Below are 17,502 nucleotides of genomic sequence, written 5' to 3' on the forward strand. Positions count from 1 at the left end.
TTGTAGCTCTGCATTTGGTTTTAAGTAGAATCCACTACTCATTCTAACCAAAAGCAACCTACGTTAGGCGAATGAGGGCCGCCTCGTTCATTATGACTATCGGGCAGTTATCCAATGTTAATATCTTAGCGTTACAAGTGACTACATATAGATGCGCCCTTATTAAACCGCTATAATATGCGAAGGACATAATGACCTTAAAATAAATATTTTCAATGATTTTTAAGGGGGCTCAACCCCTATGCTGTCTAAAAAAGAATAAGGAGCTGTTACGTTAAATGAAACAGATTACTCTTCGCCAATCCCAAAATTCCGATGTTGAGACAATTGCTAATTTACGGGCAATTGTACTACGAAATGATTTAACTAGGTTAGGAAGGTTTGATGAAGAGAAGGTTCGTCAGCGCTTCCGTAATTCATTTGACTCAGATCACACTTGGATTATTGAGTCAGATTCTTCTTTTGTTGGCTGCGTAGCTCTTAAACCAACGTTAGATGGTTATTTATTGGAACATTTTTATATTTATCCCAATTACCAAGGTAAAGGGGTCGGTAGTCATGTATTAAAAAAATTGCTTGAACAAAATGATGTAAAAGGAAAACGTGTAACATTAAATGTCTTACAAGGAAGCTCTGCTAAACGTCTTTATGAACGGTTTGGTTTTAAAGTTGAAAGTGAGGATCTCATAGACGTTTACATGTCTGTGAATGTAGAGGGAAATATCAGAACCGTCGAAGGAATGTAATAATGCTCTCCCTAAAGTGGTATATTCGATTAACTTGAATCTTAAGTAAATGTATTGGTTGTTAAACAAACGGGAAACGATAGTTGAATAAATTGAAGTAGGAGCTGCCCCGTTGGCTTCTATTTTTTGGGGCTTTGAAGTATTTCCTTGCCGTTGCGGCAATAAATTGGTTCAAGCTTCGAATTTTCCCATTTTATTCATCGAGATTGCCAATAAGTCCCCCGTTAAAATAAGATCCTAATGAGCATCCTAACTTCGAAATACGACAAAGTTTCGTGAGAGGAGAATAAATCATGAAAAAGCTTCAAACTCTTACCATGGCTGTTGTTTTCATATCTGCATTTAGTTTTAGTTCGGCCGGAATAGTTGTCGCACAAGGCAATGCAGGGGTTGGAATGAATTCCACTTCAGGTACTATTTCAACAGGGCCTTATAATAGCTTAAGCACTTCTGGTGCTTATGGTACTAGTGTTGCTTCAGGCACTGGAAGTAGAGTATCCTACAGCGCAGTAGGAAAAAGTAATGATGGTATCATAAGCTATAATAACAATTCTTCTTCTGTTCGTGCGTATAGTACTACAAATTCCGGCGCTAATTGGGGTTGGCTTGGTTTAATCGGCCTCTTTGGTCTAGCTGGCTCAAGAGGAAGAAATAATAGAAGAGAAGATAATACAATCACTTAACTTAACTAAAATCCTCCCATCTAACAGCATGAATGGCGAATGTTATTGTTCTACAAGGAAGCTTTTTTCATACCTCGTAGTTCCTTCTTTCAGGGGAGAGTATTAGTGAGCACATTTATTTCATAGTTCTCACGCATAAATACCTATATATTTTTTTCATAATAAGGCAGATGTGATTTACCTTACATCAAACTACGAATTCTGCAACTCCACTAAGATTTTAAATTACAGCAAAAGAGGATTTTTTCCATAGACCGAATACTAAATACGGAGGTGAAGATAATGGACGAACAAAAGGAAACCGTCACCTCAATTGACCCCAAGACTAAACAATCAATGGAAGTTAATGTTGTCTTGGATCATGCCCAAAATGGAGGGATGGAGTACACGATAGAAGAAGTAGAGAGTAAAGATCAAGATAGTCAAAAGAATAACGTTGACGAATAGATTAAAACGCATGCAGTTCAGGAGGAATATTCTCCTTTATAGCATGCGTTTTTATGTTACTTACGCTGTCAAGCAGTTTTAATAGCTTCATGATGATAGATTCTAGACCGTCAGGCAATTGTGATCGTTGGTTCGTCATTGGCGGGGGGCTTAGTGTCAAATGCATCTACACCCATTCTAGCAGATTATTGGTCATAAAAGGCAGACGGTCTGCCAGCATTTCGTAGAAAATAACGCCTAAAGAATAAAGGTCGCTACGTTCATCAACAGTTCGCAGCATCCTGCCGGTGAACAATAAGGCAAGCCTGCTTTGACGCACACCTCCTGGCCGGACGTACCTGTGAGGCACTGGGCAAGCAAGGACATCCAATCCGCTTCCCAAAAATTTGAATTCAGGCGTTACATTAATAAAGAAGAAGAAACGATTATCCTCCAGTAGCATGTTTTGGCATCTGTTAAAGTCGTAGGGCGCAACTGGAATAAATAAAGTAGACTGATTCTGATCTGGTATCCTATCTTGAAACCCGTAATTATGATGTTCATAATTACGTTTTTTTTGTATGCATCATTCCGTTTATATTGAGTTTATATAGCGCGATTAGAATGGTGTCATCGGGGTATGCACTGATTCTCGTCGATACTGGCTTACCAGGTATGATGCAAAATCTAATAAAGGAAAAGGACGATACCCGAAATCAAATCGACTCTCAGGATATCGTCCTTTTAAGTTTTTTTACACAAGATTCAGGAGGAAGATTTAGTACGGTTTGTTTGAGCTGAGGTCATGGATCTGCTCTTCCAGGACCGTACTTGCTTTGCCCAAAAACTGCGTAATGAGCGCAAGCTCTTCATCTGTATAAGAGGAGGCCAGAGTAATCATTGCGGTATGAAGCGGGTGGTACGTATTGCTGACCTCTTCTTTTTGTTCGTACTCTGGCACAATAATCACTTTGCGTCGGTCTTTGGGATCATTTTGCCTGCGTACATAACCTATTTTCTCAAGTCGATCAATTAATGCAGTAACGCTGCTCGTAGCAAGCCCGGTTAATTTGGACAGCTCTCCCGCGGTGATGGGTCCTTTTTCTCTCAGGATGTCCACAGATATAAAATCATGATTGTATAACCCAAGAGAGGCAGCCACACTTTCTTGATATAATACCGTACGGGTTCCAAGTCCTCGCATGAGTGAGACAAAGTGTTCCTTTGGGTCTGTAGTTTGATCTTGTTGATGACTTGACAAAAGAGAACCCTCCTTTTATGATGTTGATATCTTGATGATCGAGATACTTGATTATCGAAATATTAATTACATGTATTCTATCGAAACCATGCATAATTTGTAAAGGGATTTAGGTGCAGGTACAATATAAAGGTTTATCGATCTATGTGAGATAGTAAATGAAATGGCAAACGAACAATGTGGAGGGATCAAGTGTAGATGGCAAAGAAAAATAATATGAAGATTATTTTAGGGGGGCTGCTGCTGGCCATACTTATGGCATCGATGGATAATACCATTGTAGCAACAGCAATCGGTACGATCGTCGGAGAGTTAGGCGGTTTTGACAAACTAATGTGGGTGACCTCTGCTTACTTAGTAGCGGAGATGGCCGGTATGCCTATTTTCGGTAAATTATCGGATATGTATGGCCGCAAACGTTTCTTTGTCTTCGGTATTATTGTTTTCATGATCGGCTCTGCTTTATGCGGTACAGCACAATCTATCGTACAATTGAGCATTTACCGTGCGATTCAAGGGATTGGCGGCGGCGCACTAATGCCTATTGCATTCACCATCATGTTTGATGTGGTTCCAGCGGATAAACGCGGCAAGTTGGGTGGTTTGTTCGGTGCCGTCTTCGGTCTTTCCAGTATTTTTGGACCGCTCCTTGGGGCTTATCTTACGGATTATATCAATTGGTCCTGGATATTTTACATCAACTTACCGCTGGGCCTTGTTGCTTTCATCATGATCGCTTTCTTCTACAAAGAGTCTGTCGAGCATTCCAAGCAAAAAATCGACTACCTTGGCGCATTTACGCTGGTAGCTTCAATCGTTTGCCTAATGTTCGCGCTTGAACTGGGAGGCAAGCAATATGCTTGGGATTCTGGGGTGATTATTGGTTTATTCGCCGCTTTCGTGGTGCTGGTCATCAGTTTTATCTTCGTTGAACGTCGGGCACAAGAACCAATCATCACGTTTGGCATGTTCAAAAATCGCCTCTATACAACAAGCAATGTCATGGCTATGTTTAGCAGCGCGGCCTTTATTACGGCCTCTATTTACATTCCAATCTTTATCCAAGGTGTTCTTGGCGGTTCAGCAACGAATTCTGGGCTTGTCCTGCTTCCGATGATGCTCGGATCTGTTGTTACTGCCGCGGGAGGCGGTTCCTTGCTGGGTAAGTTTAAGTATCGCTCGATCATGATTCCTACATTAGCGCTGTTGGTAATCGGCATCGCTCTGCTCACTACACTAACGACCGGTTCCTCTCGCTTCATGGTTACGATCTTCATGATTTTGATCGGGCTAGGCATTGGCTCATCGTTCTCAGTATTAAGCAACGCGGCGATTCACGGATTCTCTGCAAGGCAGCGCGGCTCTGCAAGCTCGACGCTTAACTTCTTGCGGTCATTGGGAATGACGCTGGGTATTACGGTATTCGGTATCATTCAAAGTCATACGTTTACGAAAAAATTGACTTCCGCATTTGCCGGCGGCGGTCAAATGCCGCAAGGCTTTGATCTAAGCGATCCGCGTAAAATCTTGACACCGGGTACGCGGGACACAATTCCTTCTCAGATTCTCGATAAAATTACAGAAGCACTTTCCTCGTCGATTGTTCATACCTTTGCTTGGGCAATTATTCCAGCTGTCATTGCTCTGCTAGCATCCCTGCTCATGAGCAAAGAAAAACTAGACCCAGCTGCTGAATTGGAAGAATATTCGGCTTCCCATTAAATAAACCAAAAGCCCCGCTAGCCGCGGGGCTTTTTTGCGCTTATATGGCGTGTTGAAAGACGGTTTCTGCTAATCGATCATGTACACGTTCCATTTCCCTTCGCTAGTTGGTCTTGAGCAGATGGCACTTTCTAAATGCCGTTCTTCTTTTTCAATGGAGTCGCTGACTTTGTATTTAACACCTAAACAGAAAAGCTTACCTTGATCGTCTTGGAGGATTGGACCATGCATACCCGTAAATGCATACGAAAAACGATCATCCAACAGCGTATCCGCCATGCTAGTCATGCCTGATGACGGCTCACTCCATTTCATGAAATCTTCCCGACTTTTTGCAGCCCAAGCTCGCACAAATGCGAGAGTGGCCTCCGTTCCCCCGCTATGTTCCATCATTTGATCAACTTCTTCTTTCGGAATAAATACGCCCGAGGTTACTGGTCGGAAGGATTTTAGCCCATATTCATCATCACTGCATTCACCGATAGCTGCCGTGAGAGAACCATCCAGATAGAGCTGTTTAAAACTTTCTTGAGATACGTAATAAATACGAATTCGTTTCAGCTTCTCCTGACGATCAGCATCGTTTGTCCAAGTATCTGATACGACCACGACATAGTTGCCCGAATCTGCTTTCTGCACCTTAATTTCAAAGGCAACGCTATAAGGTTCTTTACCGCAAAATTTAACATTTCTTGTCGTATTGGTGTTATTCGGCAGATTTGGCAATCCTAATTCTTTTACTGTCTTCTGCAGAACGTCTTCCTCTGAAAACTCGGATTCCTGTCTGGGGGGAGACGGCATGTTATACAGATCATCTAACACGAATGTAAAAAACATAATAACGAAAGCAAATATGACATAACGTTTCACAATATCTTCTCCTTCGACTTTCACTTTCTTTCTTTGCCTCCGGATGCAGATGCTAGGCTTTATATTGATAATAATAACAAATATAGTAGAATACTACCTTTTCTTTCTATGTACACAAATTTATTTACACAAAATTCATATGACGCCTAATCTTCTGATAATGAGTAGAGACTATAATGTGGCATAGATAGAGTGGAGTCCTCAAGGAGAATGGAAATATGCTGCAGAAAGAACAAATAAGAAGTTATCTGAGTGGCTGGAAAATGCTCCTTTTCGTGCTTGTGTCGTATAGTGTGCTGTTTTTAATTGCTTTCCAGGGGATGATTATCAGCAAGCAATCCACGGCTACGATTCAGAAACAATATAATCAAATCGTATTCGACAAAATGGATTCTCTTTCCGTTAATCTCATTAATTATTTGAATTATATCGATGATTTTGCGCGCACGTTATCCGTGAAGACTGATTTGACGCGGAGAATCCAGGACAACCATGATGTTCCCAAAGATGTGATTGAAGGATACTTGAATTATTTTCGGCTGCGGCTTCCGCTCTATATTCAAATCCTTACCGATCAAAATCGTGTATTCGCCTATCCGCCTATTGATCAAGAAGAGGAAGCGCGGTTCAAATCAACCATGTCCGCATTCCCTTGGTACGGGACACGTTTATTCCTCGACAACAGCTTTATTCACTCCGACGTAGCCCCCGATTTTCATTTCAGCGCATTCCCGCAAGCTTTATACATTAGCAAAAACATGCTCCAGGATGACCATTCACTCGGAACGCTTACGATTAAAATGAACGGCTCGGCTATCGAAACGCTGCTCGATACAGTAAGACTCAACCCCATGAATGCCGTGTTTATTTTGTCGCCGGAAGGAAAGGTGCTGTTTGCGAATACGCAGCCTTCCTCAGAGGTGTCTGGCTATTTGCAAGGGTTGGACAGGAAAAAAATGGATGAAATCTTCCGAAAAAACGGCGATGATACAGGTTCAGGCAAGCTGAAAATTGCCGGTCAGGACTGTTATTTTATCTATAAGCAGATCCCTTCCACCACATGGGAAGTACTGTCGATCATTCCGATGGACTCTCTACATGCCGAGAGTATTAGCGTGTGGCAGACGACGGCCATTACGACGGCTTTTTCGGTGCTGCTCATTGTCACATTTGGTTATATTCTTTATACGAAGCTGCTTTTCCCTCTACAGAAAATGTCACGTATTGTGCGGACAGCGGGAGGGGGCGTATCGCCAGAGTGGTACGACTACAAGGGCTTTAAGGAGCTTGAGACATTAAACGAAGGCATCTATCGGTTTTTCGATCAAATTCAAACGCAGATTCATACGATCAAGGAAGTGGAGAGTGAGAAGAGAAGGTTGGAGGTTCATGTGCTGCAGGAGCAGATGCGGCCGCACTTTTGGCATAATTCGCTGAACGCTTTGCGTTTCATGGCTGTTCTGCATGGCAATCCGACGATGGCAGACGCGATTCTTGCGCTAACCCGGATGCTCGATTACACGTTGAAAAATTCGCATACGTTGTTCAGCAGCGTGGAAGAGGAGAAGGAGTATGCCCTCCAATATATCCGCTTTCAGGAAATACGCTCGATGCAGCGGATCGATCTGAGCTTGGAGATCGACCCGCACATGCTGCATGCCCAGATCCCTAAATTCACGCTTCAACCTTTGCTTGAAAATGCGATTACCCATGGCTTCTGCACGCCATTCGACCGTAAGCCCACGCTTAGTCTCCGCATCCAAGCGGTTGAAGAAGGGTTGAGTATCCAGATCGAAGATAACGGGAACGGCATTGAATCAGAAACACTCCGGACACTGCTGGTTCCCAAAGATCAAGAGAGGAGCAGGACGCGTACTTCCGGCATCAGCCTGCTTAATTTGCAGGAGAGAATTTGTCTGGAATATGGCGGCGACTATGGGATTGAAGTTCATAGCAAGCTTGGCGAAGGGACACGAATCGAAATTATATTACCCTTGATCATAAATGAAGAGAAAGCGGGTGGCCATGATGAAGGTCATGATCGTTGAAGATGAAGTGCTGGTGCGGTTAGGTTTAAAAAAGGCAGTGCCTTGGTCGACACTCGGCATGGAGCTTGTTTGTGAAGCGAGTGACGGATCGGAAGCCTATGAAATGTTTGTACGGCACTTGCCGGATATCGTGCTGGTAGATATTGAGCTGCCCAAAATGGACGGCCTGCGGTTCATTCAATTTGCTAAGAAGCACCGTGAGGACACGAAATTTATCATTCTCACCTGTCAGCAGGATATCAAATATGCGCGAAGCGCCATCCAACTGCAGGTGTCTGATTTCCTGCTGAAATCAACGCTCGATATGAAGGAACTATGCGATATTTTGCAAAATATGTCGGTTGAATTGCGCCTTAAACGACATGCAGGCAGCGAAACGGGCGCGCGTGATACCGATCAGGCGCAGCGGAAAAAAAGATTTCTCCAAAGCTGGCTCGACGGTGTGCTGCCTAAATTCGAGCCTGAGCGTTCGGATGTGCAGCTTCAAGAATTTGCTGCGCTTCTGCAAGCTACCCGCTGCCAAGCCTGGGTGATTCAACTTGGCAAACACACGGCTTCGTTTGGCGGGTGGCCCGATCTAGATGGGGATATCCAGCAAATGACCGTCCAGCATTTTGGCAGCCGTTGTTTGGGAATCGTGGAGGATGCCGCTAAGCAAAGGCTGCACCTGATCTTCGCAGGAGCTCCATCTGCAGATGAAGCCCAGCGGTGGAAGGAAACGATGCAGGATAAGCTGAATATGACGCTAACCATCGCGATTAGTGCTGTTTTCCATGACCCGTATGAATGGCGTGTGTATGATCTTGAAGCTGCCGAGCTGCTTCAGCTTGAATTTTATCATCTAAGCGAGGGCATATTCAGTGATCGTACGCATTTGATTCGCGATACACTCACCGAGCCTATCCAAAAAATGAAAAAAGACATCTACGACCGAATTGGGTCTCTCCAATTGGCAGACATGGATGCGCTCTTCGGAGCACTTTGCGAGGCGCTCCTAGAGTCGCCTTTTCTGCATCCCCATATTGTGAAAAATATGATGACGGAGATGCTCTTCCGCCTCTGGTCAGCTTGTGAAGAAATGAGCATGGCTGATATATCTACGAATCATCAACTCGTAGACCGCATCTATGCGGCGAACAGGCTCGAAGAGCTGTCTGATCTGTTATTGGAAGAAGTGCGCAGCGCCGAGAGAGCAGTAGCAGATTGTTACGAGCAGGACGACAAGTCGAGACTCATTTTATTGATCAAGCAGTATATCAAGTCCAATATGCATCGGGAGTTTTCCCTTCAGGAAATTGCGGATACGTTTCATATGAATAACTCGTATTTGAGCCGCATGTTCAAAGAAGTAACGGATTCAAGCTTTACCGAATATGTCCTTTACGAGAAGACGGAAGCTGCCATGGCGATGATGAAGAGCGGGCTGCCGCTTACCCAAATTTCCGAGAAGCTCGGCTATCAGAACTTAAGTTCTTTTACCCGCATGTTCAAAAAAGTAAGAGGGGTTTCCCCGTCCCGTTATCAGGACTAGCTGAAAGCATCTGATAAATATTTGGCAAAAAATGATAAATTGTTGGGTCGTATTTGGCGTGATTTACGCTCTCTTTAATTAATCGATACAATTCTCCCTCATTCCGTCTTCACCCTGCAAATGGTTAAACAATCGGTCAAAGCTGGTCATGTCCATACGTCTAATCCGATTCTATACTAAACGAGAAGGGTGTAATCAAGCCTATGTAAACAAGATAAAGGAGAGAAACGACCCATGCAAAAGTATTTGAAATGGCTTCTGCTGCCAACAGTCGGTATGACACTTCTGGCAGGCTGCGGTCAAACGGCAAACAAAAACGCGACGGCAAGTCTTAATCCCTCCTCACCATCTCCATCTGCATCAGCACCTGCTGCTAGTACTAAGGCTACGAATGAGCCTGTGGAACTGACCTTCTATTACCCAGTTAACGTAGGCGGTCCGGTCATGAAGGTGATCGACGGAATGACGAACAAATTCATGGAGTCTCATCCGAACATCAAAGTGAAGCCGGTCTACACAGGCAACTATGGAGACAATACGATCAAAATCCAGTCCGGGATTCAAGCGAAACAGCCGCCGGATGTGGCCGTCATGATGTCTACGGAACTTTATTCCATGCTGGATTCCAATGCCATTATCCCCCTCGATGATTTCATTGCCAAAGATCCCAGCATCAATATGAAAGATTTCTACCCCGCTTTTGTCGAAGATACGCAAACGGGCGGTAAAACCTACAGTATTCCATTCCAACGCAGCACAATCGTCTTGTACTACAACAAGGAAATGTTTAAGGAAGCAGGACTCGATCCAGAAAAACCGCCGAAAACATGGGATGATCTGATTGATTACGCCAAGAAGCTGAAGAGAGACGGACATGCAGGCTTGGAAATTCCGGGGAATGACGATTCTTATTGGATGCTGCAGCTGTTCGCTCTGCAAAACCATACAGACCCTAAGGTGAATCTCATGTCGCCGGACGGAAAGAAGTCATGTTCGACCAGCCGGAGAACGTGGAAGCACTTCAGTTCTGGTTGGATCTTTCCCGCAAGCATAAGGTCATGGCGGAAGGCATTATTGATTGGGCGACAGTACCAACGGACTTCATCCAAGGCAAAACAGCCATGATGGTGCATACAAGCGGAAATCTCACCAATGTAAAAAATAACGCGAAATTCGATTTCGGTGTCGCCTTCCCTCCGATGAAGAAGCAATTTGGATCGCCGACGGGTGGCGGTAATATGTACATTTTCAAAGACACAGAACCTAAAAAACAAGCAGCAGCATGGGAATTCGTCAAGTTCATGACAGAGCCGGAGCAAGCTGCGCAGTTCAGCGTTGGCACGGGGTATGTAGGTGTCCGCAAGTCTGCATTTGATACCGATACAATGAAGAAATACGCAGCCAGCTTCCCGCAGGCGCTCGTCGCACGCGATCAGCTTCAATATGCGCACGCGGAGTTGTCCACGCATAATCACGGTAAAGTATCGACGGCGCTTACGAATCAGATTCAGGCTGTGCTGTCAGGAACGATTGATCCGGCAGGGGCGTTGAAGAAAGCGCAAGAAGAAGCGGAACGCGCGCTCGCCCCATTCAACAAGTAAACACCGACTGTTTGTGGATGCTGCAGCCCATCGGCATTGCGATATTTCTCGCAGTGCGGGTGGGCGTCGTATTCACTGAAGGAGAGCTGCAAGATGACGACCATTTGGCGCGAAAGGCTGAAGCGGAACAGCTGGGGTTGGGGCTTGCTGCTACCCTCACTGCTTATACTCGGTCTATTCACTTATTATCCGATTGTAAAGACGCTATGGCTTAGTCTGTATAGGCTGGACTTAGCGACACCGGTGCCGGTCTTTAATGGGCTGGGCAATTATGCAGGGCTGTTGGAAGATCCTGTGTTCATGAAAGTGTTCATCAATAATCTATGGTTTGCACTTGGTACAGTGCCGACTTCCATGGCGCTTGCTTTCGTAATGGCGTTGTTTGCCGATAAGGCTATTCGTGGGAAGGGACTCATGAGGGTCGCCTATTTTTATCCGAATATGATTCCGATGATTGCCGTAGCTAATATTTGGCTATTTTTATACACACCGAAGTTTGGTTTGCTTGCGCACTTGGCCTCCTGGTTCAGTGAAAAGGAAGTTAGTCTACTGGGCCAACCGGGAACAGTGATGGGGGCGCTGATCGTCATGATTATATGGAAGGAAGCGGGCTATTTCATGATTTTCTATTTAGCCGCTTTACAGCAAATACCAAAGGACTTATATGAATCCGCTTCTGTGGACGGCGTTGGCATGTGGAGGGTACTCTGGCGCATTACGATCCCGCTCACGATGCCGACTACTTTGTTCGTGGCGGTCGTGGCAGTGACGAATGCTTTCAAGCTGGTCGATCATCTGTGGATTATGACCAAGGGGGGACCTGATAACGCCAGCAGTCTGCTCTTGTATTACATCTACGAAACAGCGTTCAGCTACTACGACCAAGGCATGGGTGCGGCAATGACGGTGGTATTGGTCGTTCTGCTGTTGATTGTATCTTCGCTGCAATTTTTTGGATGGGATCGCAAAATTCATTATGAGTAGCGATAAAGCTTTGTTAGGAGGAATCGTATGAATCAAATGGAGGTGCAGCTTGGGCGACCTCGCATGAATAGCCGCAAGCAAATCTTGCGCGGGTCCCAATTTTCGATCAACGTCCGCCGCATCGTGGTACAGACACTTTGGCATGCCTGCATGTATATCCTTGGTTTGCTATGGCTCATTCCGATGGTGTGGGTCGTTTGGACAGCCTTTCGCCCCAAGGACGCTGCTCTAGGCTTCCACTGGACATGGGAGTGGACATGGGATAATTTCATTACGGTATGGCACGGTGCTCCATTTGGCCACTATTATCTCAATACGCTAATCCTTACAGGCGGCGTACTGTCCGTGCAGTTGTTTAGTTTAACACTTGCCGCCTATGCGTTTGCGAGGGTTCGTTTTGCTGGCCGAGATGTCGTGTTTATGCTCTTTCTGGTGCAGATTATGGTGCCGCCAGATGTGCTTATTTTCTCCAATTATCACGTGCTCAAAGAACTGGGACTTTTGGATACGAAGCTTGGTGTCATGCTTCCTTATTTCGCTTCTTCGTTCGGAATTTTTTTGCTGCGGCAAGCCTTCAAGCAACTGCCTTACGAGCTGGAGGAAGCGGCCCGTGTCGAAGGCTGCTCGCGACTGGGACTGCTTTGGCGAATCTATGTGCCGTTATCACGACCTGTTTACTTGTCGTTTGCCGTTGTCTCCTTCAGCTATCACTGGAATAATTTCTTATGGCCGCTTATTGTGACCAATTCTGTGGAAAACCGCCCGCTCACGGTAGGTTTGGCGCTCTTCGCCAAATCGACAGAATCGGGAGGTCAGTGGACGGAGGTATGCGCAGCTACACTCCTCGTGGTGGCGCCAATCTTTATTGGTTTTCTGATTTTTCAACGACAATTCATCTCCAGCTTCATGCATTCGGGGATTAAAGGTTAGAGCATCGGAGGTATATAGATATGAAAATCGCAATGATTGGAGATTTGCATTATCCGTCTATGGTGATTAACCGCCCTGAGGTGGTGAAAGCGCGCGACGCGTTCTTTGAACATGTTTTATCTGCATTTTTGGAGACGGAGGCGGATTACCATATCTCTATTGGTGATTTGACCAATACCGGTGAGCTTGCTGAATTCGATTATATTTTCAAAAAAGTTGAAAGCTATGGGAGCCGGGTTCGCTTCATTCATATCCTAGGAAATCATGATACCTACACACATGATAAGGCAGATGTCCTAGCGGCAACGGGAAGAAAACCCTATGACCTGATCGAAACAGAGCAAGCGACACTCGTTATGCTGGATACGGCGCGTGAAACCGTGACAGATTGGAGCGGGTTTATGGAGGAGGAACAGCTGACATGGCTGGAGGCTGTCATAGGCGAGCATCCCGATAAACCATTGCTTGTATTTGCCCATCATCCCATCTACGGGACTACTGCGCGATCTGAAGAAGCGATGATGTCGCTTCACGAAGCTGTCGAGCTGCGGCAAATTCTGAACAAGCATGCTGGATTAGGCTTCTATTTCAACGGTCATAATCATGTCAATTCGATCGTCAGAGAGCAGAACTGGTACTTCGTGCAGACGGCGGCGATGCTTGATATTCCTGCATTTCGTCTTATTACGGTAGAGAATGGGCAGGTAAGTGTTGAATTAATCAAGTTCGAAGATGAGAACGTGAAGGAATCGGTGCAGATCGTCAGTCGGCATATGCCTTATTTCGAGCCCTTCCCGTCTTCTGAGGGAGATGAGTTCTCGTCAAGTGTTTCGGCCCGAGTCGAACCGTCGATTGGAGGGGATCCGGGATGATCAGGGGGCCGCTGCGCCTTGCTATCGTTGGAGGCAATCGGGGAGGCCGATTGGAGCAGGCCCTTAGGGTGCTGGCTGCTCACATTCAACTGACAGCAATTTGCGATGTGAATGAGGACGTATTAGGGGCTTGGAAGCTTCAATATCCGGGAGTTATGACTTATCGGGATTATCGGCATATGCTTCAAGATGAAAGGATCGAGGCGATTTACATCGCTAGTCCGATGCCGTTTCATGCCCGGCAGGCCACCCTGGCGCTGCTGGCAGGGAAGCATGTGCTAAGCGAGGTTCCGGCGATTCAGACGTTGGATGAAGCCTGGGAACTGGTCGAGACCGTACAGCGAACGGGTCTTTGTTATATGATGGCGGAAAACTATTGTTATTCTCGCTCGGTTCTGACCGTTGGTCATATGATTGATCGGGGGCTTTTGGGTGAGTTGACATATATGGAGGGAGGCTATCTGCACGATTGCCGCCATCTCATTGCGCATGCAGACGGTTCGCTTACGTGGCGGGGACAGCTCCATCGCGATTACAATGGCATGAATTATCCGACCCACTCCCTAGGTCCGCTTGCGCACTGGCTCGGTACGAACAAACGAGAAGGAGATCGGTTAAAGAGTTTGACGGCGTTCACTTCCCCCGCGAGATCCCTTCAGAATTATTTCCATGAGCAATATGGCGGTCAGCATCCAGCAGCGCAGCAAGGCTATTGGGAGCAAGGGGATTCCTCGGTGGTGGTGATTCAGTCGGAGCGTGGCGTATTGATTACCTTACGGGTGGATTGGACATCTGCAAGACCTCCTAATCCAACGCATTATGTCGTGCAGGGAACTGCTGGCGCTTATACGTCAGGTCGTCATGAGCGGGAAGAAGATTGGATTTGGCTGAAAGAAATATCGCCCAAAGAAGATGACGGACGGACGGATCAGTGGGAACCGCTGAGCCACTATCAGCCTCAGTTCGACCATCCGCTCTGGCAGGAATGGGGTCATGAAGCCGCTAACTTCAGACATGGCGGCGGCGATTTGCTCGTCTTCGTAGAGTTTGCTGCAGCGGTTAGGGAACAACGTGCTCCGGGGGTCGATGTCTACGATGCGGCAACGTGGAGCTCGGTGTTTGCACTATCCATAGAATCGGCAGCAGCCGGTGGAAGGAAGATGGATTTCCCGGATTTCAGATCCAAGAATCGAGGGAAAGACGAATGAATGCACCCCTATCGAAGCTGGTTATGCATAAGGCTAGCCTAGCCGATTTGCCGGCGCTAGCGCTTCTGCCCGGATACTCCCTTCGCCATTTCATACCAGGTGATGAAGCCATCTGGGAGCATATTATCCATCGTTCTTTTGAAAGAAGCATCGCCTTCGAGGCCAAAATCGGCGGATACCCTTACTTTCAAGAGGAGCGCGTGCAATTCATATGCAGTGGGAGCGAGCCTGTAGCAACCGCAACAGCTTGGGAAACGGAAGAAACGGGTGATGAAGCCGGTTATTTGCACATGGTTGGGGCGCTGCCCGAGTATGCAGGTCAAGGACTTGGCCGTGCCGCAACCTTAGCTGCGCTGCACCGGATGAGAAGCGAACGCCGAAAGAGTGCGCTGCTCGAAACCGATGATTTTCGGCTGTCTGCGATTAAGGTGTATTGGAAATTGGGCTTTCGTCCTGTCTATCTCGATGAGAGTCATGAACAGAGGTGGACGCATATCCTGAGGCTCATTGCAGTAGGTTGAATGATCTGAGCGAATGGCGCAGTGCTGCACATTCTCGATGTAGGCTCCAACCGCATAAGCGTTAATTTCCGCCACTATGCTGAATAAGACGAAGTAGGAAAATAGCTGAATAACGAACTAGAACCCGAAGGATGGACACTTTTTCAATCAAGTGTCCATCCTTCGGGTTCTTTCATTGTGCCTCGAGATTCGTGCTCGATTTCTAAACTTTTTTATTCTTTACTAGTATACAAACCAGCGTGATCACTCTTTATACTTGAAGGAACAGGGAGGTGCACGGTATGAAGACAACTAAGCTACACATACCTAATGTACAAGTAAAGGCAGTCAGTAAAATCAAAAGATGGGAAACTCCTTATATTGGTTATTTATTTATGGCGCCTTGGCTAATTGGTTTGTTTGTTTTCATTTTATGGCCGATGACGTTATCGCAATATTACTCTTTTACGAATTTTTCTTTACTGGCAAAGCCATCTTGGATCGGTATGGACAACTACAAGCAAATTCTAATCGATGATGACAAATTCCTACAGTCGCTTAGTGTTACACTGCAATTCGTCGTATTTTCTGTACCTTTGAAACTGATTTTCGCCTTGTTAGTAGCGATGTTGCTGCGTAAAGAAATAAAGGGGATGTCCTACTTTCGCACGATGATTTATTTTCCTTCTCTCATTGGAACAAGTATCGCGGTTTCCATCCTGTGGAAGCAAATCTTTGGTCAGGACGGCTTTATTAATCACTTATTAAGCTACTTCCACATAGCTGGGAAATCATGGATTGGCGACCCGAGCTCAGCGCTAGGGACCCTGATCATTTTAGCGGCTTGGCAGTTTGGATCAACGATGGTGATTTTTTTGGCGGGATTAAAGCAAATTCCTAATGATCTTTATGAGGCGTCATCCGTGGACGGCGCTTCGAAGATCAGACAGTTCTTTTCGATCACTCTGCCGATGCTTTCGCCGATTTTATTATTTAATCTGGTGTTGGCAACCATTCAGTCGTTTCAAATGTTTACGCAAGCTTTCATTATTACCAAAGGCGGACCAGCCAATTCTACTTATATGTATGCTTTGTATTTGTATGAACGTGCCTTCGATCAACTTCAAATGGGCTATGCATCAGCACTAGCTTGGGTACTGTTGATCGTCATTGGAATGGCGACAGCTCTTATTTTCGCCACATCCCAATATTGGGTGTACTATGAGTCGGAAACAGGGAGGAAATAGAAGTGAGTAAAGAAAAATCCGCCAGACATCTTGGTATCGTTCTTCTCAGTCTTACTATGATTTATCCGGTTCTGTGGTGGATTGGAGCGTCACTTAAGCAGGACAGCGAACTGATGCTTCCAGGGTTATTTCCTCAACATCCTGTGTTGGATAATTTTATTAAGGGATGGAGCGCGATCCCCAAATTTACATTTACCCATTTCTACATGAATACGTTCGGATTAGTTTTGATATTAATTATCTTGTCGCTTGCCTCTTGTAGCTTGACTGCGTTTGCTCTAGCACGACTTGATTTTCCTTTGCGTAAAATGTGGCTGGGCATCCTTTTAGTAACGATGATGCTGCCAGGTCAAGTGACCCTTATTCCACAGTACACCATGTTTCATTCAATGAAAATGATAAATACGTATTTGCCATTTATTATTCCTCATTTGCTGGCTGGAGGTGTAGGCGGTTCGTTCTTTGTCTATTTACTCGTTCAGTTTATGAGAGGTATCCCTCGGGAGCTTGATGAATCAGCCAAGATGGACGGTTGCAGTTGGTTCAGCATCTACTTTAGGATTATGCTGCCTTTAATTCGACCTGCATTGGTTACAACTGCACTTTACTGTTTCTTATGGAATTGGGACGATTTCTTCGGACATCTGATTTATATAAACTCGGTAAGTATGTACACGGTCGGATTAGCCATTAAGCTGTTCGTAGATACGCAGTCAGGTGATGGATCATGGGGGCAGTTGCTTGCGATGTCGCTTGTTTCTATCGTTCCTTCCACGATCTTGTTTTTTGCCGTGCAGAAGCAATTTGTAGAAGGCATTGCCGCCGGTGCACTCAAAGGTTAAAATTAAAAGCTGCAGTTCTGTAGCTTTTTTT

General features: G+C 45.6%; 16 protein-coding genes and 1 pseudogene. 14 read left to right on the forward strand and 3 right to left on the reverse strand.

From position 1 onward, the window contains the following. Positions 1–278 precede the first annotated feature (278 nt). From FU659_RS08365 to FU659_RS35255, 3 genes are all read left to right on the forward strand, one after another. Positions 279–746, forward strand: coding sequence for a GNAT family N-acetyltransferase (locus FU659_RS08365; protein WP_147947152.1), 468 nt, complete (start codon positions 279–281; stop codon positions 744–746). Positions 747–1,039: 293 nt separating this feature from the next. Next, on the forward strand, positions 1,040–1,429 hold the full coding sequence (locus FU659_RS08370; protein WP_147947153.1) for a WGxxGxxG family protein: 390 nt from the start codon (positions 1,040–1,042) through the stop codon (positions 1,427–1,429). A 282-nt stretch (positions 1,430–1,711) separates the two neighbouring features. Next, positions 1,712–1,876 carry a hypothetical protein gene (locus FU659_RS35255; RefSeq protein ID WP_187273997.1) on the forward strand — a complete coding sequence of 55 codons (165 nt, stop codon included), beginning with the start codon at positions 1,712–1,714 and terminating at the stop codon, positions 1,874–1,876. Positions 1,877–2,042: 166 nt separating this feature from the next. Here the strand turns inward: FU659_RS35255 and FU659_RS08375 are convergent, their stop codons facing one another. Together FU659_RS08375 and FU659_RS08380 are read right to left on the reverse strand one after the other, a co-directional pair. Next, positions 2,043–2,318, reverse strand: a complete 276-nt coding sequence (locus tag FU659_RS08375) for a protein kinase family protein (protein ID WP_147947154.1) — start codon at positions 2,316–2,318, stop codon at positions 2,043–2,045. A 315-nt stretch (positions 2,319–2,633) separates the two neighbouring features. Further along, positions 2,634–3,059, reverse strand: a complete 426-nt coding sequence (locus tag FU659_RS08380; RefSeq protein ID WP_187274014.1) for a MarR family winged helix-turn-helix transcriptional regulator — start codon at positions 3,057–3,059, stop codon at positions 2,634–2,636. Between the two features lie 255 nt (positions 3,060–3,314). Between FU659_RS08380 and FU659_RS08385 the strand changes: the two genes are divergently transcribed. After that, complete coding sequence (locus tag FU659_RS08385) at positions 3,315–4,838, forward strand: MDR family MFS transporter (RefSeq protein ID WP_147947156.1); 1,524 nt, start codon at positions 3,315–3,317, stop codon at positions 4,836–4,838. A gap of 69 nt (positions 4,839–4,907) precedes the next feature. On the opposite strand, the gene FU659_RS08390 is transcribed toward FU659_RS08385, so the two are convergent. Further along, on the reverse strand, positions 4,908–5,732 hold the full coding sequence (locus FU659_RS08390; protein ID WP_187273998.1) for a hypothetical protein: 825 nt from the start codon (positions 5,730–5,732) through the stop codon (positions 4,908–4,910). 194 nt (positions 5,733–5,926) lie between these two features. Between FU659_RS08390 and FU659_RS08395 the strand changes: the two genes are divergently transcribed. The 10 genes and pseudogenes from FU659_RS08395 to FU659_RS08440 all read left to right on the forward strand — a co-directional run bounded on the left by FU659_RS08395 (position 5,927) and on the right by FU659_RS08440 (position 17,471). Next, positions 5,927–7,756: a cache domain-containing sensor histidine kinase gene (locus FU659_RS08395; protein WP_147947158.1), complete on the forward strand. Its 1,830-nt coding sequence runs from the start codon at positions 5,927–5,929 to the stop codon at positions 7,754–7,756. Continuing rightward, positions 7,734–9,287, forward strand: coding sequence for a response regulator transcription factor (locus FU659_RS08400; protein WP_222708505.1), 1,554 nt, complete (start codon positions 7,734–7,736; stop codon positions 9,285–9,287). Before FU659_RS08395 ends, FU659_RS08400 begins: the two co-directional genes overlap by 23 nt. Positions 9,288–9,521: 234 nt before the next feature. Beyond that, positions 9,522–10,888: pseudogene (locus FU659_RS08405) on the forward strand (ABC transporter substrate-binding protein). Positions 10,889–10,981: 93 nt separating this feature from the next. After that, positions 10,982–11,872 carry a carbohydrate ABC transporter permease gene (locus tag FU659_RS08410; protein WP_147947160.1) on the forward strand — a complete coding sequence of 297 codons (891 nt, stop codon included), beginning with the start codon at positions 10,982–10,984 and terminating at the stop codon, positions 11,870–11,872. A 150-nt stretch (positions 11,873–12,022) separates the two neighbouring features. Then, positions 12,023–12,802, forward strand: coding sequence for a carbohydrate ABC transporter permease (locus FU659_RS08415; protein WP_261807701.1), 780 nt, complete (start codon positions 12,023–12,025; stop codon positions 12,800–12,802). A 20-nt stretch (positions 12,803–12,822) separates the two neighbouring features. Then, positions 12,823–13,674 (forward strand): metallophosphoesterase family protein, encoded by an 852-nt coding sequence (locus tag FU659_RS08420; RefSeq protein WP_147947161.1) that lies wholly within the window; start codon positions 12,823–12,825, stop codon positions 13,672–13,674. Then, positions 13,671–14,882 carry a Gfo/Idh/MocA family protein gene (locus FU659_RS08425; protein ID WP_147947162.1) on the forward strand — a complete coding sequence of 404 codons (1,212 nt, stop codon included), beginning with the start codon at positions 13,671–13,673 and terminating at the stop codon, positions 14,880–14,882. The genes FU659_RS08420 and FU659_RS08425 overlap by 4 nt, the downstream gene beginning before the upstream one ends. Then, positions 14,879–15,403, forward strand: a complete 525-nt coding sequence (locus FU659_RS08430) for a GNAT family N-acetyltransferase (protein ID WP_147947163.1) — start codon at positions 14,879–14,881, stop codon at positions 15,401–15,403. The genes FU659_RS08425 and FU659_RS08430 overlap by 4 nt, the downstream gene beginning before the upstream one ends. 281 nt (positions 15,404–15,684) lie before the next feature. Further along, entirely contained in the window at positions 15,685–16,629 is a 945-nt protein-coding gene (locus FU659_RS08435; protein ID WP_147947164.1) for a carbohydrate ABC transporter permease, read from the forward strand. 56 nt (positions 16,630–16,685) lie between these two features. Next, positions 16,686–17,471, forward strand: a complete 786-nt coding sequence (locus FU659_RS08440) for a carbohydrate ABC transporter permease (RefSeq protein ID WP_147947239.1) — start codon at positions 16,686–16,688, stop codon at positions 17,469–17,471. Positions 17,472–17,502: the final 31 nt, after the last annotated feature.

The sequence above is a fragment of the Paenibacillus sp. N3.4 genome (assembly GCF_008017805.1).
Lineage (GTDB): Bacteria > Bacillota > Bacilli > Paenibacillales > NBRC-103111 > Paenibacillus_E.